Source organism: Aeromonas sp. 5HA1 (assembly GCF_029237245.1).
GTDB classification, from domain to species: Bacteria; Pseudomonadota; Gammaproteobacteria; order Enterobacterales; family Aeromonadaceae; genus Aeromonas; species Aeromonas salmonicida.
This window is the reverse complement of record NZ_JAACFW010000025.1, coordinates 39,456-62,829: the sequence shown is the minus strand read 5'-3', so window position 1 is coordinate 62,829 and position 23,374 is coordinate 39,456. Positions and strand designations below refer to the sequence as shown.

The following is a 23,374-nucleotide window of genomic DNA, read 5'->3' as shown; positions in this document are numbered from 1 at the left end:
CATCATGGCGGCTCAGTTATTAGCCAATAAGAAATCCACATTATGTACAGATAACTTAACAACATTGTTTCTTTCTGTCTGTTGCTGTTTTGCAAGCCACACTAGATCACATATTCCATCTGTAGGTTCAAACGCAGCAGGCGCATGCATCAGAATGTCACGTACTTGCTGTTGATCAAAACGGTGACAGGCATCATCCAGCGAAGCCAGCAAGGGCCGCAGTCGCAACCAGGGCAGCCAGCTCTCTTGTGCCACCATAATCCGAGGATGGTCGGTTCCTCTGGCATCATCACCAATCAGTAACTCTTCGTAGAGCTTTTCACCCGGCCGTAAACCTGTCACCTCGATGGCAATATCACCATCGGGCCGCAGCTCATCACGCAGTGTCAGGCCGCTCAGGCGTATCATGCGTTTGGCCAGTTCCATGATCCGTACCGGTTGCCCCATGTCGAGAACAAAGACGTCCCCCCCCTCCCCCATTGCACCCGCCTGGATCACCAGCTGGGCAGCCTCAGGTATCGTCATGAAGTAACGGATGATATCGGGGTGAGTCAGGGTGATGGGCCCTCCTTTATCTATCTGCTGTCTGAATAACGGCACCACTGAGCCTGAAGAGCCGAGCACATTGCCAAAGCGCACCATACAAAAACGGGTGTTGTGCTTCTCGCGGGTCAAGGCTTGCAATATCAACTCGGCCAGACGCTTGCTTGCCCCCATGGTGTTGGTTGGCCGCACGGCTTTATCGGTAGAGATGAGCACGAATGTTTCCACACCAGTCTCAATAGCGGCTTGCGCAGCATAAAGCGTGCCAAATACGTTGTTACGCACCCCTTCAATGATGTTGAACTCAACCAGCGGAACATGTTTGTAAGCAGCGGTATGGTAGACGGTTTGGATCCGAAAGCTCTGCATCACAGTCTTGAGGCGATGCTGGCGCTGTACTGAACCCAGCAACGGCACCAGATCCGTTTCGATTCCTTCACACTGACACTGTTCACGCAGGTTCTTGTGCAAGACATAGAGGGCGTACTCAGATAGTTCGAACAGTACCAGGGCTGATGGTCGGCACCGCAAGATCTGGCGACAGAGCTCAGAACCAATGGAGCCGCCGGCACCAGTAACCATGACCGCTTTGCCTGTGATATTTGCTTCCATCAGTTTGGTCACCGGCTCTACTGGGTCTCTGCCCAACAGATCATCTATGGAGACCTCATTGAGCTGATCAATGCGTGCAGAGCCGTTGACCAAATCGGCCATTCCCGGGATAGAGAGCACTTCGCAAGAAAGCGGCTCAAGCGCATTAATCACCTCCTGACGGCGTGCTCTGGTACTGCTCGGCATGGCCAATAAGATCTTCTGCACGCCATAATGATCAATCAGGGTAGGTAGCTGAGCGCTGTGGTAAACAGTACATCCTTGGATCACGCATCCCTGTTTTGTAGAATCATCATCTACAAAGGCGACTGGATAAAATTCATTGCCTTGCAACAAGGCCATTTGCAACTGGCGCCCAGAAGAGCCCGCACCGTAGATCAATACCTGAGTACGCGCCAGACGGGTGGTATTGAGCAGCGCCCGGAAAAACAACCGCACACCACCGACCAGTATCACGAGAAAGGAGAGATAGATAACCGATACCGTTCTAGGCAGGAAGATATCGAAGTAAAACGCAGAAATAACAAAGAAGCAGGTTGAAAGAAATGCCCCCAGCGAGATTGTCCAGAGCACACGAAAGCTGACATATCGTAACACTGCACGATAAAGACCCAGACGCACAAACAAACTGATACTGACGATGATAATTGCGCCGAGCAGTGCCCAGTGATGGGGGCTATGGATTGGCCAACCATGTTCAAGCCTGATCCAGTACGCCCCCCAATAGGTCATTGTGATCAGGATCATATCAACGGCGACAGATACGGCACGCTTGCTGGCACGTGAAAGGGAACCCAGGCAGGTCAGTATCCAGCTACCACCGGGTAAAAGCTCATTTCTCATTCTGGTACTCCTGCATTCAGGTGATACGCAAGAAAAGCTAACGGCAAGTAGGCAATGACCAGACCGATAGCACCATCGAGCTGGCCCAATACAATCATGACAGCGATCGGCGCAAGCCAGAGGCTATTTATAAGAAGCACAGTCAATGTCACGTTTCGATGGCTCTGCCAACGTCTCGCCAAATATTGATAGCCATGAGTTCGATGAGCCTCGCTCAGACGACACTTCAGACGATAGCGGTTCAGTAAAGTCCAGGTGGCATCAACCACAAATACCCCGAGCATGACAAGCCATGCCCACAGGAATTGGGGGGCGGAGGCGGCATCCAGCAGCATCATGGCAGCCAGCATCAAGCCAAGAAAACCACTGCCACCATCCCCCATAAAAATCCTGGCAGGCGGAAAATTCCAGCACAAGAAGCCCGCAGTGGAGATCCCCAGTAACAGAGTCAAGCCAGCAGACGACCACTCCCCCCCAACCAGATAATGAAATAATGCTATGAAAAGGCAGACGACAACGCCCTCAACTGCCGCCAAGCCATCGATACCATCCATAAAGTTGTACAGATTGATAAACCAGATCACCCCCAGCCAGGCCAGTAGATAACCGAACCAAGCGAGATCCAGCTGCCAGCCCAAAAAGGTCAGTTCAGGCAAACCATCCACAGCAGATACCACCAAGGCCGCCACAATACTCTGCACAATCAGACGGGTTCGAGGCTTAAGAGATATGTGGTCATCCATAAAACCAACCAGTGCAACCCCCAAAGCCGCAGCCCATATCAATGCGAAACTGCTCTGGGATATGCCATATGGCAGTGGGATCAGGGCGACGAACAAAGGGGCAGCCAACAGAAAGGTAGTTACAATGGCCATTCCACCGCCTCTCGGGGTAGGCACCTGATGCGAACTGCGATGATTGGGTTGGTCAAGCAAGCGGGTCTCGGCGTAACGCCTAAGCAAGCCTGTCATGGTGATTGAGAAAAACAGACAAAAAATCAACAACAAAACAAATACCAACATCAAGACGACTCACTATGGGAAGATGCCATCAGAGATAGGATCTGAGAGAGCGAATAGGGTGCCGACCATTGTAATCGCCTCTGAGCCTTACCGGTATCCATTTCCAGAGAGCCATAAATCCGTTGCAGCTTGGCATCCATACCCAAACAGCGGCCAAGCAATCTTATCACCCCTGGTGGGAGATAAAACAGCCGACAGGCAACACCTTCTGCATCAGCAATCGCCGTCAACAACTGCGATGTCGACACCGCGACCGGATCTGCAACCAGAAAAGCCTGGTTCATTGCGGCAGGGTGTTCCATCGCATTGGCAATGAAGTCACACAGATTAGGCAACGCCAACAGGCTGCGTGCATTGTTCAAGCGGGCAAAAGGTAGCGGAACCCCTGTGCGCACCCACATCATCATGCTGGCAAAATTAGCCTTCACCCCTCTCCCATATATAAGAGGGGGACGGATGATAGTAACTGCCATGTCGCATTCTTTAGCTAGTGCCATAAGCCCCTCCTCCGCCTCATACTTCGAGCGTCCATAGGGATCTTCTGGCGGACTCTGCACATCCTCATCAAATGGCTTACCTGGCTCGGTATGCTCGCCATTCACTTTGATCGAGCTGATGAAGATAAAGCGCTTTACCCCTGCGTCAGCCGCCTGCCTAGCAAGACTGAGGGTGCCTTCAGTATTCACCGCTCGAAAAGCCGCCAGGGGATCTGTCGCTGTATCAGACATCACATGTACCCTGGCTGCACAGTGAACAACTACATCCACCTGTTGCAATAGAGGTGTCCAATTGGCTTCAGCGGTTAAAGAAGGGGTTTGGACTTGGTAAGATGCTAGCGGATTACCACGCACAGCACCTTTAACATCCGCCCCCAAGCCAAGCAGGTGTTCACAGACCGCCTTACCAACAAACCCGTTGGCACCAGTGACAAAAACAGTACTCTTGATATCTATCATTACCACCAACGCCAACCGTGAATATTGAAGAAAGTTACCATGGAACGGCCAAACATCCAGATATGACGCCAACCTTTGCGGGACGCATTGCCACCACGATGGACAACTTTAACTTGAGGTACATAGGCAATCCTGCTAATTTTCCCTGCACGTAAACTGATATCAAAGTCTTCAAAATAGAGGAAAAAACGAGGATCAAATCCCGCGAGCTGTTGCAGAACATCTGTGCGGAATAGCATAAAGCAACCACTAACGATCGGCGGGTCCCAAAATACATCTATTGAGTTTATTTTATCAGCCAACTCATAATGAGCAAGTCGACTATGGAATTTTTTTTTGAATATCTCGGGAGCAAAACCACGAAGAAACAAATCAAATACGGTCGGATAACGCTTACAAAGCCGCTGCAGCTCACCACCGGGCCAAGTAGCATAAGGTGCTAATAAGCCACATTCAGGGTGCTGTGTCATAAAGTACAACGCATTAACTAATGCATCTCTATTGGGTTCCAGATCAGGATTTAATATAAGATGATATTTAGCTCCATTATTCAACGCCAGATTATGAGCTATGCCAAACCCTGAGTTAGTGCGCGACTGAATAAACGAATAGGAGTATGGCCAATACTTTCTAAGCCACATAGAGTCAATACTTTCTGATAAACTCGTGGAGTTATCAATCACAATGAGGTGAATATCGACATTAGCCTCAGCCACAGCATTCGAAGTACTGGTAAGACAATAAGACAGTGATATTTTATCTGGATGATATATTACCATACTGATCGTCATCATAGTTAACCACCCTTTCATTTTAAAAATCTGATGAACTTATGTTGCATAACGACAACCGAATACTTCGTTAACACAACTATGTGTACAGCAATTATCTATAGCAATATAAAGTGGCGTTTGATATGAGTTTTCAACACCTGTAAACAGAAAAACAGCCCCCCCCCCCTCCTGCTGCACTAACTAGTTCTCTAGGGTCTATCTTTCACTTTCACTCCTTCAGACGTAGACTCGTCAATACACACTCAATAAATCCCCCTCCTTACTAACTCTCTATCGACTATAAATAGTGATATAAATTATAGTTATTTTTAAAATAAGAATAAATAATTGTAACAACCACCTCATCAATGCTTAGGTCACATTCAACACGACCTCTATCAGTAAAACTAAGACCACCTTTGAGACAATAACTGCTCTTGTTACCATCAAGAGCAAAGTTATGAGCCCCAGAATATAACAAGTTCACTTCAACCATATTAGTAACTGTTGACTTATTTGAGTCAGCAATCGTAGTCTACAAATTTTTATATCTTTTCTTTAAATTAAAAATGGAGTGATTTTACCATGCAAGATTACCGTTTACCTATTCCTAGAATGGAAAAAACACAGGAATAGAGAAAAAGAGAACAGAAATATAAAAAATAGATAGCGGCAATCCCATTTTAACATAATCTAATATGCAATACTCCCCTGCACGCAATGCCATAAGATTAGTCTGATATGAGAATGGGTTAATAAAACTACAACTGGCAGCATAAGCTACCGCCATTACAAACGGCATTTCAGATACACCCATTCCTTTTGCCAAAGCAAGTGCTATAGGTGTCATCATCGCGGCTGTAGCATTATTGGTTACTAACTCTGTCACAAGCCAAGTAACTATTAATAATATTAATAAGGATAATCTTGGAGAAATATCAGCCAAGTTATAACTGACTATTCTCGAAAAACTTGCCATTAAACCACTACTCTCCATTGCCTTTGCTAGGGCCAAGGCAGCCATCACAATTAGCCATAAACCAAGTGGAAAACGTCGCCTAATTTCATTTAGACTCAAGGCCCCACTTAATAACAGTCCGGAGAAATAAAAAACCATTGCTTTAAATAGAGAAATTACTCCGAGTGCCGATAATCCAACGGATAGTATAAAACCCATAATCATTAACCATTCGACTAGAGGTGTTAATACAACAGATGGCTTTGCTCCCTTAATAACAATGAAATTTTTTGACAAGTTACTCCGGCCAGAAAAATCAGGACCTGTAGCCAAAATAATAAAATCGCCGGCAGTTAGCACTTGCTCACCTAATGAACCTGAAAGCGCAAGACCATCTCGCTTGATCGCAATCACAGCTGCATCAAATTTAGCACGAAAATCAGAGTCTCTTAACTTCCCCCCACAAAGAGGAGAATCTGGTAACAATAATACCTCTGTCAATTGCTTATCACTAATCCCTTGACGGCGAGCATAACTAACTAATCCGGGAAAACGCCCAAGCATACCAATCGCAGTAGGTTCACCAGAAAATAGCAACCTATCCCCTGCGACCAATATAGTAGCTGGTGACACCGGGCATATAGTTCTATCTTTACGTACTATTTCAACTAAAAATAACTGGCTTAGGTGACGTAATCCTGCTTGAGCAATAGTCTTACCAACCAAGGTAGATGATTTCGCTAGACGAGCTTCAACTAAATAATGTTCTTCTTCTCCTTTAACATATAAAGGTCTGGAGGGTAGTAAGTTTCTTGCTAACCACAGCCACCCCAACCCAACCAAAGCTGCAATCGCACCAACGGGTAAAAAGTCAAGAAGATCGAGTGCAGGTAAACCTACCTCAATCACCATAGTATTGACTATAAGGTTAGTCGATGTCCCGACCAGCGTGAGCATTCCGCCCATAGATACTGCATAAGTCATCGGTAAAATCAAACGTCGTGTAGGATGCCGCCTAGCTTCTCGCAAAGGACCGATGAGCATTGAAACAACCGCTGTATTATTTAACAATGAAGAGCTCAGAATACTGCACATCATCACTCGCCACCAGCTCTTGTTAAAATCAGCAGAGAGCATCCATGCGGCAAACCGTTGGAGTAATATAGTCCGCTCCAATACAAATGCTGCACATATCAATAATACCAACGTCAATAAACCACTATTTGATGCACTGGCAAGTAATGCTTCATTAGTGATAAAACCAGGTAAGTAGAGTGCTAGCAAAGTTATACCAAAGATAGGTTCAGCTTTACCTTGCCACTTAGCTAATGCGACTAATGAAATGATGAACGTTGCAAGTACATACCAAGCAGAAAAGGTCATATCAGGTCCATAATATCTTTAACTCACTAAACATGTGCTATCTTTACAAGAATCATACTAAATAACCTAAAACTTCGTAAATTAGATATGACTGATGTAGCAAGCGAGCGATAAGTGTACTGTTACTATCGTCAACACTATCCAGAGGTAAGAAAATGTAATTATAGATTTACTTTATTAGCAGCAAAAATATAAACACACCTGCTTTTAAACATTAACATTATACCTCAATTATCTTTTTCTCCATAAGGGCAGTCTGGAGTACTTCTGCAATAGTGTAGGGCAAGAGTGCCGGCTTACAATCCAATAGTCCTCATCAGCGGATAGCAATCTATGGTTAAGCGTATTTTATTCAGCTGAGGTGAGCCCACCAAGCAACAACCTTATTTACCAGTTTTTCACGACATAATAGCATCTCGTGATACTCCCCGCTGGTATCCACATAGATACACGGCAGAAAATAGTGCCTAGATAAAAACCTCTACAAAAAAGCTTAGTAAAAATAAAGAGCCCCTACTATAGGATACTTGATCTGAGTAAAGCCCCGCCTCCAAAAAACCAAATAATTAACTCAATTTCAAGTTATTATAGTTTTTCATTCTTCTTATTTAATAGATTTTTACTAAAATGCATTACCGGCTTCTCAAAAAAATGCCAAGAAATATAAGAAAACAACACTACCCCTAACAAAATAAATATAAAATAAAAGTAACAGCTGTTACTAAAAAAGTATGCAAGTGTACGCTTGCTACTAAAGCGTTCATACACAAGATAAATAAATACAATCCCGGGGTAAACGACTGCCGTCTCTTTGAACATTAATGCCATAATAAATAGCAACAAAGAAGAAAAATATCCTATCACGCCTCTAAAAATAATATATGTTAAAAATGATATTAAACAAAAGAATAACCAAGCTATATCAGCAATCGTACCTATCCAACCATTAACAAATACTATGCTAGGCATAATAGTACTAACTATAGCGGCGATCAATGCTGAGCTTCGCTCAAAATTCAATCGGATCAATACTAAATAAAAAATATTGAATTAGCTAACTCCCAAGATAATATAATAAGATGAAAGAGCTGTGGAAAATCAAAAAATAATGAGATAAAAGTAACCATAGATTAAAGTTAAGAGAACGATAATGAAAATCATCATAAGATGAAACATGCGAGAAATTAAAGTTATTTGAGTCAAGAGCTTTTAAGCCCCAAGATATTTCATCATGACTGAAATACCCTGGATTCATAATAATACCTAGGCTAAAAAAATACCCATAATAAAGATTAAACATGATGCCCTGGCATCAGATGAAAAATCAAATTTCATTAAAGACTCCCTTAAGACGGGTAGACCAGGTATGAATTATTGCATCGCCACTATTATGAAAATAAATACAGTTATTAGCTTCATCTATATCACATTGCTGACCAAGGGACTTGCACATCTCAAAATGCCAGTTCATCTCACCAAATATTGTTGAGATTATATCTAAACCTGCAGCTTGATATTCATAAAACTTTACTGGATCAACGTACTTTGTAATTTCATTATCTTTAAAAGGTATGATCGCAGTCGAGTAAGATTCTAATAGTTCCTTCACATTACCATGGGGTATAGGATCAAACAAAACTACGTTACTTGGTAAAGCTGGCACTCTTGTTTTAATTGGGCCATACATAGCAATTATTTTACTTTTATTTTCATTCGCTAACTTTATAATCCAAGTCCAATCGATCCAGCTTGCTATTGTGCCAATATATAAAAAGCCATCGTTAGCTGGTTTACCTTCCCCTATTGACTCGATATAAGGAGCCGTAGCATTTTGTATAACCAATACCGAATTATTTTTTGAAAATTTTTCTGCTAATCGATAACTAGAGCAAGTTAATTTATTTGAATACGATACGACTTCATTCTCTAACTGTTGCATTCTAATTTTAGAAAGAGAGTTATAAAATGCTGGATAGTTATCCATTGCATCAAACCAGATAGTATTCCATCGTAATTTCTTGATCAGGGAGAGTGCTAACCGGCTCGGTTTTCCAAAAACCAAAATACAGTCATCACAATCTATAAAATCAACGATATGCTGGAGTATTTTTGACAATGAAATGTAGTTAACTACATCAAAAAGCAATCCAAATGGTTCAATAGGAATAATTACGCCGGCATTCAAAACCTGTAAGCCTGCAAGTGTGGTAATCCCTGTAGGCTCAGCCGTATGTCGCCCAGGAATAAAATCCTGGAGTCCAGGTAAACGGCCTGGGTATGGATCAACCCAAAGCACCTCATTAAATTTTTGTTTTAACGCTTCTTGCACGAAGAAGTGGGGCCGCTGACTGATACTCAGCCAGGGCACCGGTGAAAGATAAACCATCTTCATGCTAATGAAGATCCAAAGTAATCACGGACTATTTTCACTATACGTTCACTTGCATGACCATCACCGTAAGGTGAAGAACCTTTAGCCATATTTTCATATTCAATCGGATCATCCAACAGCTGAGACACCTCTCTAAAAATATCCTCTTTCTCCGTTCCAACTAATTTAACGCCCCCTTCAGTCACCGCCTCTGGTCGCTCAGTATCCTGCCGTAATACAAGTACAGGCTTACCCAGAGCAGGAGCTTCTTCTTGAACACCGCCCGAGTCAGTCAAGATAATATATGCTCTCTTCATTGCAGTAACAAATGGACCATAATCAAAAGGTGGTACCAACTTAATCCGATCATGATTTATAAGATACTGTTCTGTCACCATCCTAATATTAGGATTAGGATGCACAGGAAATACAATTACAATGTCAGAATACTTCTCTACCAGTGCCAATATTGACTGACATATATTAATTATTGGCTGACCAAAGTTCTCTCTACGATGCGATGTTACCAATACTACTCTTTTATCATCAGGTAATTGAACACCCAAAGAGAAATCTTTTTTAGCGGTTTCAAGTAAAGCATCAATTACTGTATTTCCTGTAACGAATATTGACTTGGGATTCATCCCCTCATTCAATAAGTTTTGCTGAGAAATTTGCGTAGGTGCGAAATGTAATGCAGCTAAATTCCCTGCTAATATTCGATTAGCTTCTTCAGGAAACGGCGAATATAAATCATGTGTACGTAAGCCAGCTTCAAGATGAGCAAAGGGAACTTTTCTATAAAAACAGGCCAGTGCTGTAACGAACACTGTTGTTGTATCACCTTGAGCAATGACCATATCTGGTTTTGCTTCAGAAAGAGTCTGGTCAATGCTAACCATTAATTTGGCGGTCAATTCTGGCAAAGTTTGCCCAGGAGTCATAACGTTAAGATCATAATCAGCATGAATATCAAAAAGAGTAAAGGCTTGATCAAGTAGATCACGATGCTGAGCAGTCGCAAGTACTGATACTAAAAAATCATCAGCCTTTTGAAAAGCTTTAATAACCGGAGCCATTTTGATCGCTTCAGGTCGAGTACCTATTACACACATAATCTTCTTTTTCATACAACCCTCGATTAATGCACACCTGGACGATATTTATGAGGAACCCAATCCCCCCATTTTTTCTCATATATCACTTTGTTTTTTTCAAATAACGCCTGCTTAACTTCTACTTTAAGTTTATCAAAACTTGCCGAAAGATGATGATGAACAAAAACATCTTCAACAACAGCAATCTGATAACCTGCAGCCCTCACTCTGTTGCAATAATCATCATCCTCAAAGAATCCAACACCAAACGCCTCCTCCATAAGACCAACGTCTTCATATACCTTACGCGAAAACATCACGCAGAAGAAAGCAGCACAATCCACTAGATATAATTTACCTATGTGCTGATAAGTATATTTACGAGCCATGACTGCCATCTCTAGCATATCGTTATAGTTGACATTTATCTTCGCTTCATTACCAATATTATTAGTCACGGGCCCAACTAAGCCTAATTCAGGATTACGTTTAAGAGCCCTAATCAACCCATCTAACCATCCTTCGGTTACATAAGTATCATTATTCAGAATGACCAAGTAATCTCCAGTAGCAATCTTCAAACCTACATTATTACCAGCAGAAAAGCCAAGATTTTCATCATTCAAACAGACAGTAACATTCCCTTTACTTTCTGCATATTCCCTCAAAAACTCGGGAGTATTATCAGATGAAGCATTGTCGACAATAATCAACTCCAGATTTGGATAATGAGTGAATCTTTCAATACTATCAAGACAGGCTTTCGTCATATCTAAGTTATTATAGGTCAACACAATAACACTAACTTTTGGTGTGATTTCTGATACTAAATGTGAAAGCTGATATGCGCGGCTAGCCCAGTCATGCTGCTTCGCCCAGTCACTACGCTCTTGAGATAAGGCCTCATTACCCACCTCCTTCATTGCCAAATCGAGTTTGGTGATGAAGTCCTCTGAAGAATGAGCAATATGTAGCAGCTCCTCAATAAGCTGCACCTCGGGCATTGCCGTTGCAACGACTGGCTTACCTGCGGCCAAATACTCATAAACCTTTACAGGATTTGTGCACATTGTGAGCTCAACGAGCTTGAAAGGAATGGTGCAAATATCAAATGCGTTCAAATAACCCAGCAGGTCACTATATGGGACTTCTCCTATAAAGTGAATATTCTCAATTTTCTCAGCATTTTTTGTATCACACCCAAAGGTATTACCTACTAACACAAAATCCCATTGAGGATAATTTTTTGCAGCAGTTATAACTAGATCAATATCAAACCACTCAGAAATAGCACCATAATATCCAACGACTGGTCTATCAGAGTGATACAAATATTGCTCTGTTTTTTTAGAGAAAAAACTAACCTCGGCAGCATTACGAACAACAGTATTTTCACGCTCACGTGAAATATGCTCAGACAATCTTGCTGCTGTTGTAATAACCAAATCTGCAGAGTGCAATAATTTACATTCTTGCTGATGCATTTCCTCACTATTAGTAGAAAATCCTGCATGATGATCCATGCAATCATAAACTAATTGACAAGCAGGTATAGCAGCTGCAACTAAATGCCAGAATGGTAAATCAATTAATGCAACTGAACGTTTAATATTGAGCTGCTGACGCAGGATCTCCACAGACTGATATAGATTTTCAAGTACTCTACTATCCGGCAATGTTTGATAAATAACTGGATGTATACCAGCTAAATTCAGTTGACAAATAAATACATTCGGAGCTGGATTATCTTGTAAAACAAACCCTGGTTGTTTTGAGTGATGAAAAGTAGTGGTTAAATAAAAGACCCGATGACCAAGTGCGGCAAGCTCTCTTGCCAAGTGCTGTGGTCGCTGGATTCTAAAGGCCCAATCAATAACAGGGAAAACGATAATATCGAGGCCATTAGTAGGCGCGTGACGGGCAACATTCACTAGTGGATTAAGTTTAAAATCAGCCGTATCCGATGCTATGTATTCGGAATATACAGGCATAGCAGAAGGTGATATTACAGGTTTATTCAACAAGTAATTATCAAGCAAAGCCCTAATACGCTGTGCTATGAATGTCGGTATTAATGGTAAAAATGGTCTTACTATTGGCTTTGTTCGGCGATACAGGGCCGCTATATAGCGTTTTGCTAGGCGCCGCTTCCAGAACACTGATGCATATAGATGTTGCAGCGCTGCCGTTTGTGCTGTAGCCAACTGTTGAAGTTGCGACTTCTGCTCAGCAATTGAATCTGAATAGTCAGACTGTAGCTCAGCTAACTGTTGCTGCAGCTCCAGATGTAGATGACTATAGTTTTTCTGTTGCTCTGCAAGATGCGTTGATAACTGCTTCAGCCAGCGTTCATGCTCACGTTGAGCCTCATCTCTTACTAAAGCAGTAGCATCGAGTCGATTAATTTCACCTCTAAGCTGCTTATTATACTCGAATATCTCTGCATCGATGCGAACGATTTGGCTATTCAAATCGAATAGAGTCTGTTCGTGTCGTTCTCCCAATTGATGCCATGTCTTGCTATTATGAAGCCCATCAATGTAACGCGAATCTTCACGCATGGCCTGTGTCAATGCAGAAAATGCAGGTAAGCAGGGAGCAAGCATTGCAGCAGTACGGTTACTGATCTGCTCTAATGAACAAATTTGGCGATAACAATATTCTGCTAAATCACAGAGTGGACTATCTCCAGCTATAGCGCCATGGTTCAGCTCTCTATCCAGAAATTCACTAACAAACTCTGTAAGCTTATGAACATCACACGAACGTTCAAGATAGGTAGACATACGCATAAGCTGCTCGGCAGGGGCAGATAGCAAAGCGGAGTAGTCAACTACCAATGCAGTATTATTGCTACCTAGTCCATTCACGATATCGAACAAATAACGTAGCCAAAGTGCTGCTGAGTAACCAGGATAAAACTGGTTACGAGTCAACAGCGACTGCATAACGCCACCGGGCTCGCGTAAACTAACGACATAGCGAACACGAACATCAAGATCAGACCAGACTGACTGCCAAAAAGGTAACAATCGACAAAGCCGAGGATCTTTTAATGCAAAGCATGAGCAGTCAGCCAGCCTTGCTTGCATCAATAATCTAGCCTGTGCTCTTTTTTGGTGCCAATAAGGGAGATCAAATAACCCCTGAGGGATTTCGGCTAAATCAAACCACCCCATTCCTAGTGAGCCTAATAATCCATCATTAAAAGCAACAATTTCCGCATCTTCCCAGAAACCCTTTGGGTTATCCTCTGCTGCTGCAGTTACATAGTTTCCATGCCTTGCACCTAATACAGCTAACGCCTTACTCATCGCGCTCGTTCCGCTGCGGTGCATACCTAGCACGACCCAAAGCTCTTTATTTTTCATCTTATTATTAAACCTATATCAAATTACATGGTGATAGTAGAGCACCAGTCCAAAAACATGCTGCAATATACTCATATATGACATCATTACAGTTTAATATTGTAGCGATAACGTAATCTAACCTTTTCTGGCAGAAAATATAGCTTTAGTAGCCACGTTGAGATGCGCTCCGTAAGTGTAGGCTGATAATTACCACTAAATACAGATTCTTGTGCAACCATGAGCTTCTCTATGCCGAGAAAATTCGTCACTTTATCCAACGTTTCATCATGAAATTGACGAAGTTCACGGTTCGTTAGCACTAACACCTGATAGGGCGAAAATAGCGAGAAAATTCTGGCCAACTGCTTACAGTAATGCCCGCGAGTACGATAAGAAAATAATCTATGGGCTGAGCCAATCAGGTACGGGTGATTATCTTTTTTTAAACGACTATTTTCTGCACACAGAGCAAGAGGGTATGGGAGGTGTTCATCACCACGACGACGCTCCATATGATATTGTGACAATGCCCGTTCAGCGGGATCACGTAATATGATAATGATTTTTGCATCTTCATTATAATGACTAAGTCTGGCTGGTATCTCGGGAAAATACATATAAACTGGTGTAGCATCACACCGAACAGACTGCCCGTGATAAGCCTTCAGAAATGGTTTGTACGCACACTGAATATTATCTATTCCTGCATCCTGTAAAAAAGGATTATCAAAAACATGGGCTTCTTTACCATCTACTATGTAAATATCAGGATGTTTTCCCAAAAAATCAGCTAATGCAGTAGTCCCACCTTTTTGGGTACCAATAATAAAAAGATTAATTTTTTCCATCATAACCAAGCTCATTTCTGGTGGACATTAATGCAAGGTGAAAAATCAATCAGACCTGTAGAATCTACACTTTCACAAATGACTTGAAACATGGCGACATCGACACCACGATGCAAAAATGTGCGTTCTCCATCTATAAGACCAGAACAACCACAATTCAAGAAATAAGTGCCATTTCGTAGAGCACATTCAAAATCATACGATACTGTTAGAGAACTGCCCGCAGCAACATAAGCCAAGCGATGTTCGTGGTTACGAGTTGAGGTTGCTCCACCAAGATCAACGCCGGAACGAGTTTTAATCATCATACCAAAGCCGACTTCAAAAGCTTCTTGCTCAAAATAGGCTTCAAAGCAATAACGATAGCGTTGACCAGAATTGAGAATATTAACGGCTTCTCCCTCCAAGCTTTCAATGTGTACATCGCTAAGAACGGCACCTTTACTCTCATACCAAACTGTAGACTGAGGCTGAAGGTCTGCTGATAAAATGCCGGGGGCAGACTTAATTTTGGGCTCCGAGGTAGATTCGTCACTAATATAACTGTCTCCACGGCCAGTCTGGCGCAAGTGATAACGAAAGCGGGCACGCTCATCGCCTTCCATATGGAGCAGCTTGTGATAGTTGTGTACCACTGCTTTGGGCTCCCCTTGAAGCAGCACCTCACCTCGGTCCAGTAATACTGCACGGTCACATAGCTCAATCACGCTGCCTGCTGCATGGGATACCAGCAGAATCGTTACGCCTTGTGACTGCAACTGCTTTAGCCTGGCATAGCATTTACGTTGAAATGCATCATCTCCCACTGCCAATGCTTCATCAATGATCAATACGTCAGGATCAGTATTGATGATGACTGAAAAAGCGAGGCGTACCATCATCCCAGAAGAGTAGGTTTTAACAGGTTGATCAATAAAATCACCTATGGCAGCGAAAGAAAGGATCCGTTCCAAACGATCGCTCATCTCTCGCTGTGACATTCCCAAGATAGCGCCATTAAAAAAAATATTTTCCCGTCCAGTAAATTCAGGGTTAAAACCAGAACCAAGTTCTAACAGGCCCACTACACGCCCTGCACGTGTGATCTGGCCACAATCAGGTTGCATGACACCGGTGATCAGCTGTAGCAAGGTCGACTTGCCCGCCCCATTGTGGCCCACAATTCCGATTGTCTCCCCGCGATATACCGTCAGTTCAACATCACTTAATGCTTGAAAAACCTTGACATTAGCCTTTGGATTGAGTGCATGCCATAGCGCTTGCCAAGGGGAACGATAGATGGGAAATGATTTATTGACACCGCTAACGGCAAGTACAGGCTCGGACATAGAGAAATCACAAGGTAGCTAACGAGGTGACAGAGTATAACAATAAATGACAACCGAAATAAGGGCTGTGGTCACGAGCAACGGCAGAGGTTGTCTACGTGCTAACTGAAGAGATTGAAGAGTGAGGGCACAAATGAAACTACTTAATTTTACCTTAATTAAAAAGGGCGCCGAGGCGCCCTTTATCGACTAAATTCGCTCTTACAGAGTGAAATCTACCAAGTCTTCAACACCCTTGGTACCGTTCTGGATATCCACGCCTTCGGCATTGGATTTCTTAACAGCTACTTCACCACGGTTAGTTTCAACTTCAAACACGAAGCGAGCCTGGCGTCCAGCAACCATGTCAGCACCAACTTCAGCAGCAACTTCAGACGGCTTCAGGGTTACTGCACCACCACTCGGCAGAGTGGTAGACAGTACAGAACGCTTGACCAGAACTTCGCCAGGTGCTTTACCATTCACGCCGTGCTCACCGTACTGCACGATGGTGACATAGATCTTACCGCCCGCTTCCGGCAGGATATCGGAGATATCACGGATGTGGATGGTGTTGGCAGAAGTTGTACCGGTGGTGATGGTATCGAACTTCAGGCCATCACGGGTGATGATGAACAGATCAGCCAAGGTATCTTCAAAAGTTTCAAAAGTAGCAGAGGTGCCATCTTGAACTGCTTTTAGAGTCAGACGCTGAGCTTCGATAGCTGTTTCGTTAGTCGGCTTAGCATACAGGAATGCCGGGATAGCTTCTTCGCCTTGGCCAGCAACAACACCGTTGGCGCCGAGCAGACGTTCGGCCACGTTACCAGTGACTTTCCAACCACTTGGGGTACCATCTTTCTGCAACAGAACACCGTCAGTGTTCTTGGAGAAGGCAGCGAAATCACCTTCCAAGGTCAACTTAACTTGAGCTTTCTGGATGTTCTGGTTGGAGGTCAGGTTTTTCAGCTTAGCTGAAGCCGCGATATCAGCATCAGTTACAACAGTACCTGCAGGAGTTGCATATTTCAGGAACTTCTCGCTGACCAGTGCGGTTGCCTTACCCTGAGTTACACTTTCCAGGGCAAACAGCTTGTCCATTTTAAACAGCGGCTTGGTCACTTGCGGGTCAGAAGTATAGGAAGCATTTTGAATCACGCCTACATCCAAGGTAACAGTGCTCAGGCTACCCTTTTGCAGTTTGAAGGCGTTGGTAGCTTTGCTCATGAGCAAGTTGATCTGGGAGTTGGCAGCCAGTGCATCAGCAGTCTCAGACAGAGCAATACGCAGGCGCTTACCATTTTCGTCGATGGTGTAATCAAGAGTTTCTTTCTGACCATCAGAAGTCAGTTTGAAGAACTTGATAACTTCTGCCTTGGTGTTCAGCACGGCGCCAGCGCCATCTTTAACTTCCAAGTTGTTGAACACGCCATCTACAGCTGCGTTGCTCAGCCACTGACGGATTTCAGAGTTGTTGAAAGAGGCGTCACCGTTAATACGAATAACCAGAGCACCATTGCTGCGCAGCTCATTGTCAGGAGCCGCTGGGTTGTCAATGGTCATGAGCAGATCTTGACCTACAGCAGCAGTAGTCAGATCCAGAACGGTTTGCTTGGTAACTGTAGCTAGAACGGTAGGGCTGTTCCATGCAGCGTTAGTGAAATCGAAGTTTACTTTGGCAAAGGCAGGGGTGGATACACATGCCACGATGGCGGCTGCCACTAAGGTCTTCTTAAACATACTTTTTTCCTTAAGGAAGTTTATTGATTATATACAAATAGGGTTGAACCTATCCGTTGATCAACCTTCGGTGCACTGTGAGCACCGAGCACAAACACCGCTATTTTCCCGCAAAAAATGGGAAACTACTGATGCTCATGTCCTGTGAGATACAACAGTTTCACCGCGCTCCGAAGTGCGCTCGCATATTCTTAGCCATCAGACTCAGGCATGTCAATTACTAATCTGTGACAAAGATCGCCTTTCATCGTCTTCCTGAACCAAGCGCACAAAAATCGACCGCTAATCGCCGATTTTTGTGCCAAGTCACGACGCCAGATGACCGAAGATGGTCATCAATCTAGTCCTGCGTCAGATTGAGAACGTTTGGGCATCGGATCCCAACCACTCAAGGTACGGAATTGATCAGTATAAAATTCGGCCTCTTCTTTCGAAGTGATCACATAGGGGGTGATTAACAGTACCAACTCCGTTTTTTCGGTTTTTTTTGTCTGATATTTAAACAAATTACCCAAAAGTGGAATATCTCCCAACAGGGGTACTTTTTCCTCATTATTCGTATTGCTTTGGCTCAGCAACCCCCCCAAGTAGACTGTTTTACCTGAGTCGGCCAGAAGTTTACTCTGTACAGCCCTACGATTGATCGGCGGGGTATCACCGCCACCAGCAGAAACAGAGCTGATCTCTTGTGAAATTATCATCTCAATGAGCCCATCGTCGTTGATTGACGGCGTGATCTCGAGGGAAAGTCCAGTATCTATGTATTTATAGCTCGTCGTCACCTGTGGGTCATTTCCTGAGCTTCCATTACTGATTTCGCCAGTTTTAACTACAATTTGATCACCGATCTTGATACTTGCGGTTTCTTGATCTAGTACTACAAGCCGAGGACTTGAAAGTACCTTGGCATTACCTTCACTCAATGCTGCCGCAAATTTGGCCGTCACGTCACCAAAAACACCCGCTAGATTCAAGTTGCCAGTCTGTTGAATCAATCCCGACGTACCGCCGGTTATGTCCCCTTTATTCACATTCCACTCAAAGCCCAAGCTACTGTCATTGGTCAACTTGACCTCTGCGATCACTGCTTGCAATAAAACCTGACGTGGTCGCTGATCAACAAATTGTAATAACTCAATCAAGCGTTGATAATCACCGTAGCGGCCGCTAAAAATAATTGCATTGCGCTTTGCATCAACAACCACGCGATACTGATCTGTCATAACGCTCATTGTTTGAACGTTATTACTCTTCGGAATCACCCGACCTCTGTTACCTGGTTCACTGCTCAGTTCACGGTCTGAAGCTCGCGCGGTACCAGTACTATTCTGCGCTTCACGTGCTTTTTCTGCCTCGGCTAGTAAATCAACTCCCGGCTCTTTTTGTTGGGTATTTGTTTCACCATTTCCGAAGATCGATGACACCACAGGCCAAGTATCAGCCACTTTAGTGTTTTTCAAGAAATAAGCATAAACGCCATCGCTTCCTCCTGTCGGCCTTGGCTTATCAAGACGTTTTGCCCAATCTCTTGTGTAGTCTAGCCAAGCACGTGTACTGGCAGTCACTAATAGTGTGTTATTAGACATAGGAACTAATACAACACCATTCATGCCTTTACCTATCGTAACGGGTACTCCAGCAGCATCGAGAGCCTTAACCAAGTCAGCCGTTAATTCTTCAAGGGATAAGTAAGAGGGTTGCAATACTGTCAGATGAGACGCCACCCGGTTAGGCACATCAACCTCTGCAAGCAGTTGATGGAGACGGTCAATCTCTTCTTTTTTTGCAACAACCATAATTGCATTAAGATTATTTTGCATCAGTACTGTACCATCACTATCACGCACCATGCGTTCAGCAATAGTGATAGCCTGACCAAGTGGTAGGTAATAAACTGGGATAATTTCAACAACCTTGCCATAACGCAAGGCTGGTTGTATGGCTCCGGATACTAGCGTGGGCACGGTATTACGGGTTTTTTCTGCAGGGATAACTTTGATAACTCCATCTTCGAGAGCCAATGCGACCCCATTGACCTGCAGTACTTCTTCAATCAAACCCAGTAGACGACGAGCAGGTACAGGTTTACTGACACGAAGTGTCACAGGATCAGTTTTAGCTTGCAAGGCTTGGTCAACTATGTAGTTGAGATCCAGGACTTCACCCAACGCCAAATTGATAAAATTATTCAAAGGCATTTGATCCGTGCTCAAGCTCAGGGGCTCTATGGGCAGCGTTAGCTTGGCTGCACTTTCAGAATCTCTGTCCTGTGCTCTAAGCAATGGTGCAGAACGTACCGTTTCAGTTATCCCACGTGGTTTTGGTTGTGGTGCTATGGCTCCCGGCTTCTCTGTCCAGATGGTCGTTACGCTATCTTTGCCATGAGGGCTGGGAACTACAGGCTTAAGCTCGGCTGCGGGAGGAGCTACACATCCGGCCAAAACAGCACTGCACACAAGCGTCAGGGAAAAACGACGAGCAATATAGCTCATTATCAACAACCTCTTTTATATGTAGTCAAGACAAAACACGTTAACGATGTTCAGGAATAGGAAAGATTTCAAACGTATGAGTGGAGCCATTTTGCTGTACTTCAACATGCCGTTGCAAGATGCTGATCACTTTACCCAAGTCAGGTATATTATCTCCCTCTTTAACCACTATACGTTCATTACTGTAGAATACCGCCTCTCGCTGCGTTCCTCTTTGAACAATGGCTAATAAACGAACCGGGGCCTTTGAAACAACACTGGTGGTGGTGGAGTCCTTTGTCTTTTCATCCAAACGAATACGAGCAGGAGTAAATAAGTTTCCTGAAGATTTCCCTGGTAGTGAATTTAATGCTGAAGTAGCAAATGATATCTTCTCAAGAGGTGCCGTTGACAGCTCAGGGGTTAATATTAACCAGTTATATCCAGCATTGATCGAGAGCAACCCACTAAATATCAATAGGTACTTAGCTCTATACCAAGTCATTCTTGCTCACCTCCACTACGACTCTTAAAGCGTAGTTCAGTTACTGGTATTTTTCGATAAGACACCAGCGTGGCCGCTATTTCTGCATGCTGACCACTCTTTAAAGTAATTGATAACTTTTCTGGCACTATGATTTTATTTGTCACGGCAAGAGCATAGATAAAGTCCATTACATCTTGTGAGTTGCCATTGAATCCCCACTGACTAACGACTGCTTCTCCTAACCAAGGAGAGAATTGCGGTTCCAGAAAGCGACGACTATTAAAAGAAATTTTTTTCGCTCTAAATATTTGTTCGATTATTCCAACTTGTTCAGCGACACCTCGATTATAATTTTTACTATCTAGCAAGCCTGTATTTAGTCGAAGATACTTCTCATTTACTAACCTTACATTATTTTCTAAAACTGCTCTGTTATCTTTTAGCTTTTGTAATCGCTCAATCTTTGAAATAGTAGTAAGCATCATATCTTTATAGCCTTGACGATAGGTAAGATACGGCTCATAAATTAAGAAGAACAACATAGTGACAACAATGATAAGCGATGCCCATTGGATCAATGGGCTGCGAAACTCTTCACGTAATTTCTCCTTATCATAACTTTGTAGGTCAAATTCAAATGCCATGTTATTTCACCAGTAAAATTTCAGCTTTAAATAATTGAGAACCATCATCTCTAGGCGTCACATCCCCTAGCAACCTAACCCTTTCAACTTCTTTTTGTGCTCCCAGAGTGTCCATCAGTTTGACACTGTCACGTACAACCCCCTGAATGATGGCACGACGTTCCTCATAGGAAAATTCAGTTAGTATCACATCTTCGGGAAGTTGCTTAATTAATAGTTCTAATAGATCAACAACTGTACGCTGCTCTTTCTTGATAACTAGCATTTTCTCAAGAATCTTACTTCTTTCTGCCATGTTAGTACGTAGATTCACCAGATCTGCGGTGTTAGCTACTAACTCTGAATACTGACCATCCAATCTACTGGATTTAATCTGTAACAATGCGAAGTCGGAACCTATAAATATCAAGCCAGCCAAAAATATATAGAGTATTTCTCTATGAAAATCCCAAGGAGATGATAAATCAAAAAAACTTGACACTTTACCAGCTTGAAAAACATTCTGAGGAGGAGCGATTTTATTAATTTTATTCAACAGCTGTCCATCATAATGAACACCACTATTATTAGTCAATAAAGGGTACCCTTTTGAAACAAGATCTTCAAACCAGCGCTGATAAAGGGGGGGGGCTAATGGATAGAACTCATGAACTTCACCCCTCTTAGCTATATGACAGCCATACAAACGCCCTTTCTCTTCATAACAAAGTAGCGCTGGCGAGGTTGTTAAAGCACTGCCATAATAAGCTATTGCTGGAATTTTGTGAGTAACATTAACATGAAAGTTAATGTCCTCTCTATTCCAAAACCACACTGCGACTCGCCACTTATCATTTCCTTTAGATACTAGATAATAATGCTCTGTATTAGGCCAGCTAGACAAGGATGACAACTCATTTTTTACGCACTCATCGATGTGGGACCTGGAAACAAGCCCTATTTCATATTCAAGCAATTTAAATAAGCAAACTTCTTGCGGGACCAAACCTACAATACGCTCAAAACGCCTAGCACGCGTTGACTTATCAAGTTTTTCAGGAGATGACTTTTTGTCAGTAGGCCATACCAGGCGAATAGATAGTAATTCTTTAGCAATTTTATTTAACTTATTAATCATGAGCTACCCACAATCTTTCATAGTCAGGAAAATACCATAGGCTACGTCTGGGAGGAAATCGGCTAGACGTTCTTATCTGATATTCCCCTCGACCACGAAATCCATTATATTCGTAATAAATATAATATCTTGAGCTTTGTGTCAATTCAAGCCCTTCATTCCCAAGACTATTTTCTTTCAAAATAGCTGATAAACTTGCCCACTTTCTATCACGTTTTGATTTCTTTATTTTATCTAAGTCACCAGATGTGAAGTCATATATTCCGCGTGACAATAGTGAGTCTGGAATAGCTGCATAATTAGTCCATGATGACCCTAGCAGAGTAATATAATCTCTTAATCCATCTCCATACTCATTATTAAATACCGCATGAGATATCCCAGCAACCATCATTACTTCATCCAATGTTCGAAATGGAGCACCTCTACCATACTTGTATTTATTGAATTTATCTTGCCAATTAAATATCTCATCTGCAATACGCTTTGTATCTTGTATCTTATAGCTACTTAGCACTCTTGACATTTTATCATGATCATAGTATCGCAAGCTTAGTAGTCCAGCTTGGTCTTGAATACGAACTGTAACATCATTCTTTAATTTTAACGGATGTCCGTCGATTGGGATATAAGTATCACCTAACGAAAACCCTCCTGGCTCTTGCTCACCAACCAACATTGAAAGAAATAACCTATGCTCTGCATCATTAATTCTTAAACGTGCATCCCACTTGTTTCTCTCATATACTTGTTCACTTACCATACCTTCTGTACGCACAATCATCATCATGGTGATACTAATAAGTATTGTCATGATCATAAGGGTCATGGGTAATATCATGCCCGAGT

Annotated in this window: 16 protein-coding genes; all 16 read right to left on the bottom strand. The window is 42.9% G+C overall.

The window, feature by feature from the left end:
- Window positions 1–12: 12 nt before the first annotated feature.
- Complete coding sequence (locus GWQ27_RS18990; RefSeq protein WP_275908062.1) at window positions 13–1,998, bottom strand: nucleoside-diphosphate sugar epimerase/dehydratase; 1,986 nt, start codon at window positions 1,996–1,998, stop codon at window positions 13–15.
- Window positions 1,995–3,020 (bottom strand): glycosyltransferase family 4 protein, encoded by a 1,026-nt coding sequence (locus tag GWQ27_RS18985; RefSeq protein WP_275908061.1) that lies wholly within the window; start codon window positions 3,018–3,020, stop codon window positions 1,995–1,997. Before GWQ27_RS18985 ends, GWQ27_RS18990 begins: the two co-directional genes overlap by 4 nt.
- Window positions 3,020–3,976, bottom strand: a complete 957-nt coding sequence (locus tag GWQ27_RS18980; protein WP_275908060.1) for an NAD-dependent epimerase/dehydratase family protein — start codon at window positions 3,974–3,976, stop codon at window positions 3,020–3,022. Before GWQ27_RS18980 ends, GWQ27_RS18985 begins: the two co-directional genes overlap by 1 nt.
- The gene (locus GWQ27_RS18975) at window positions 3,976–4,770 is read right to left on the bottom strand and encodes a glycosyltransferase family 2 protein (protein WP_275908059.1); all 795 of its coding nucleotides are present in this window, start codon (window positions 4,768–4,770) and stop codon (window positions 3,976–3,978) included. The genes GWQ27_RS18980 and GWQ27_RS18975 overlap by 1 nt, the downstream gene beginning before the upstream one ends.
- 589 nt (window positions 4,771–5,359) lie before the next feature.
- Entirely contained in the window at window positions 5,360–7,090 is a 1,731-nt protein-coding gene (locus GWQ27_RS18970) for an SLC13 family permease (RefSeq protein WP_275908058.1), read from the bottom strand.
- A 1,324-nt stretch (window positions 7,091–8,414) separates the two neighbouring features.
- Window positions 8,415–9,482, bottom strand: coding sequence for a glycosyl transferase (locus tag GWQ27_RS18965; protein ID WP_275908057.1), 1,068 nt, complete (start codon window positions 9,480–9,482; stop codon window positions 8,415–8,417).
- Window positions 9,479–10,591 carry a UDP-N-acetylglucosamine 2-epimerase (non-hydrolyzing) gene (gene wecB, locus GWQ27_RS18960; RefSeq protein WP_005319051.1) on the bottom strand — a complete coding sequence of 371 codons (1,113 nt, stop codon included), beginning with the start codon at window positions 10,589–10,591 and terminating at the stop codon, window positions 9,479–9,481. Before wecB ends, GWQ27_RS18965 begins: the two co-directional genes overlap by 4 nt.
- A gap of 11 nt (window positions 10,592–10,602) precedes the next feature.
- Window positions 10,603–13,929, bottom strand: a complete 3,327-nt coding sequence (locus GWQ27_RS18955; RefSeq protein ID WP_275908056.1) for a glycosyltransferase — start codon at window positions 13,927–13,929, stop codon at window positions 10,603–10,605.
- 86 nt (window positions 13,930–14,015) lie between these two features.
- On the bottom strand, window positions 14,016–14,762 hold the full coding sequence (locus tag GWQ27_RS18950; protein ID WP_275908055.1) for a sulfotransferase domain-containing protein: 747 nt from the start codon (window positions 14,760–14,762) through the stop codon (window positions 14,016–14,018).
- An 8-nt stretch (window positions 14,763–14,770) separates the two neighbouring features.
- Entirely contained in the window at window positions 14,771–16,087 is a 1,317-nt protein-coding gene (locus GWQ27_RS18945; protein ID WP_275908054.1) for an ABC transporter ATP-binding protein, read from the bottom strand.
- 201 nt (window positions 16,088–16,288) lie between these two features.
- The gene (locus tag GWQ27_RS18940) at window positions 16,289–17,806 is read right to left on the bottom strand and encodes an S-layer protein (RefSeq protein WP_275908053.1); all 1,518 of its coding nucleotides are present in this window, start codon (window positions 17,804–17,806) and stop codon (window positions 16,289–16,291) included.
- Window positions 17,807–18,141: 335 nt separating this feature from the next.
- Window positions 18,142–20,298 carry a secretin gene (locus tag GWQ27_RS18935; RefSeq protein ID WP_275908052.1) on the bottom strand — a complete coding sequence of 719 codons (2,157 nt, stop codon included), beginning with the start codon at window positions 20,296–20,298 and terminating at the stop codon, window positions 18,142–18,144.
- 40 nt (window positions 20,299–20,338) lie between these two features.
- Complete coding sequence (locus tag GWQ27_RS18930) at window positions 20,339–20,782, bottom strand: hypothetical protein (protein ID WP_275908051.1); 444 nt, start codon at window positions 20,780–20,782, stop codon at window positions 20,339–20,341.
- Window positions 20,779–21,408 (bottom strand): hypothetical protein, encoded by a 630-nt coding sequence (locus GWQ27_RS18925; RefSeq protein WP_275908050.1) that lies wholly within the window; start codon window positions 21,406–21,408, stop codon window positions 20,779–20,781. The genes GWQ27_RS18930 and GWQ27_RS18925 overlap by 4 nt, the downstream gene beginning before the upstream one ends.
- A gap of 1 nt (window position 21,409) precedes the next feature.
- The gene (locus GWQ27_RS18920; RefSeq protein WP_275908049.1) at window positions 21,410–22,525 is read right to left on the bottom strand and encodes a PilN domain-containing protein; all 1,116 of its coding nucleotides are present in this window, start codon (window positions 22,523–22,525) and stop codon (window positions 21,410–21,412) included.
- The gene (locus GWQ27_RS18915; RefSeq protein WP_275908048.1) at window positions 22,518–23,354 is read right to left on the bottom strand and encodes a hypothetical protein; all 837 of its coding nucleotides are present in this window, start codon (window positions 23,352–23,354) and stop codon (window positions 22,518–22,520) included. Before GWQ27_RS18915 ends, GWQ27_RS18920 begins: the two co-directional genes overlap by 8 nt.
- Window positions 23,355–23,374 lie beyond the last annotated feature (20 nt).

Coding starts and splice junctions, on each gene's coding strand:
- GWQ27_RS18990 (WP_275908062.1), bottom strand. CDS start 1,998: ATGAGAAATGAGCTTTTACCCGGTGGTAGCTGGATACTGACCTGCCTG.
- GWQ27_RS18985 (WP_275908061.1), bottom strand. CDS start 3,020: ATGTTGGTATTTGTTTTGTTGTTGATTTTTTGTCTGTTTTTCTCAATC.
- GWQ27_RS18980 (WP_275908060.1), bottom strand. CDS start 3,976: ATGATAGATATCAAGAGTACTGTTTTTGTCACTGGTGCCAACGGGTTT.
- GWQ27_RS18975 (WP_275908059.1), bottom strand. CDS start 4,770: ATGATGACGATCAGTATGGTAATATATCATCCAGATAAAATATCACTG.
- GWQ27_RS18970 (WP_275908058.1), bottom strand. CDS start 7,090: ATGACCTTTTCTGCTTGGTATGTACTTGCAACGTTCATCATTTCATTA.
- GWQ27_RS18965 (WP_275908057.1), bottom strand. CDS start 9,482: ATGAAGATGGTTTATCTTTCACCGGTGCCCTGGCTGAGTATCAGTCAG.
- wecB (WP_005319051.1), bottom strand. CDS start 10,591: ATGAAAAAGAAGATTATGTGTGTAATAGGTACTCGACCTGAAGCGATC.
- GWQ27_RS18955 (WP_275908056.1), bottom strand. CDS start 13,929: ATGAAAAATAAAGAGCTTTGGGTCGTGCTAGGTATGCACCGCAGCGGA.
- GWQ27_RS18950 (WP_275908055.1), bottom strand. CDS start 14,762: ATGATGGAAAAAATTAATCTTTTTATTATTGGTACCCAAAAAGGTGGG.
- GWQ27_RS18945 (WP_275908054.1), bottom strand. CDS start 16,087: ATGTCCGAGCCTGTACTTGCCGTTAGCGGTGTCAATAAATCATTTCCC.
- GWQ27_RS18940 (WP_275908053.1), bottom strand. CDS start 17,806: ATGTTTAAGAAGACCTTAGTGGCAGCCGCCATCGTGGCATGTGTATCC.
- GWQ27_RS18935 (WP_275908052.1), bottom strand. CDS start 20,298: ATGAGCTATATTGCTCGTCGTTTTTCCCTGACGCTTGTGTGCAGTGCT.
- GWQ27_RS18930 (WP_275908051.1), bottom strand. CDS start 20,782: ATGACTTGGTATAGAGCTAAGTACCTATTGATATTTAGTGGGTTGCTC.
- GWQ27_RS18925 (WP_275908050.1), bottom strand. CDS start 21,408: ATGGCATTTGAATTTGACCTACAAAGTTATGATAAGGAGAAATTACGT.
- GWQ27_RS18920 (WP_275908049.1), bottom strand. CDS start 22,525: ATGATTAATAAGTTAAATAAAATTGCTAAAGAATTACTATCTATTCGC.
- GWQ27_RS18915 (WP_275908048.1), bottom strand. CDS start 23,354: ATGACCCTTATGATCATGACAATACTTATTAGTATCACCATGATGATG.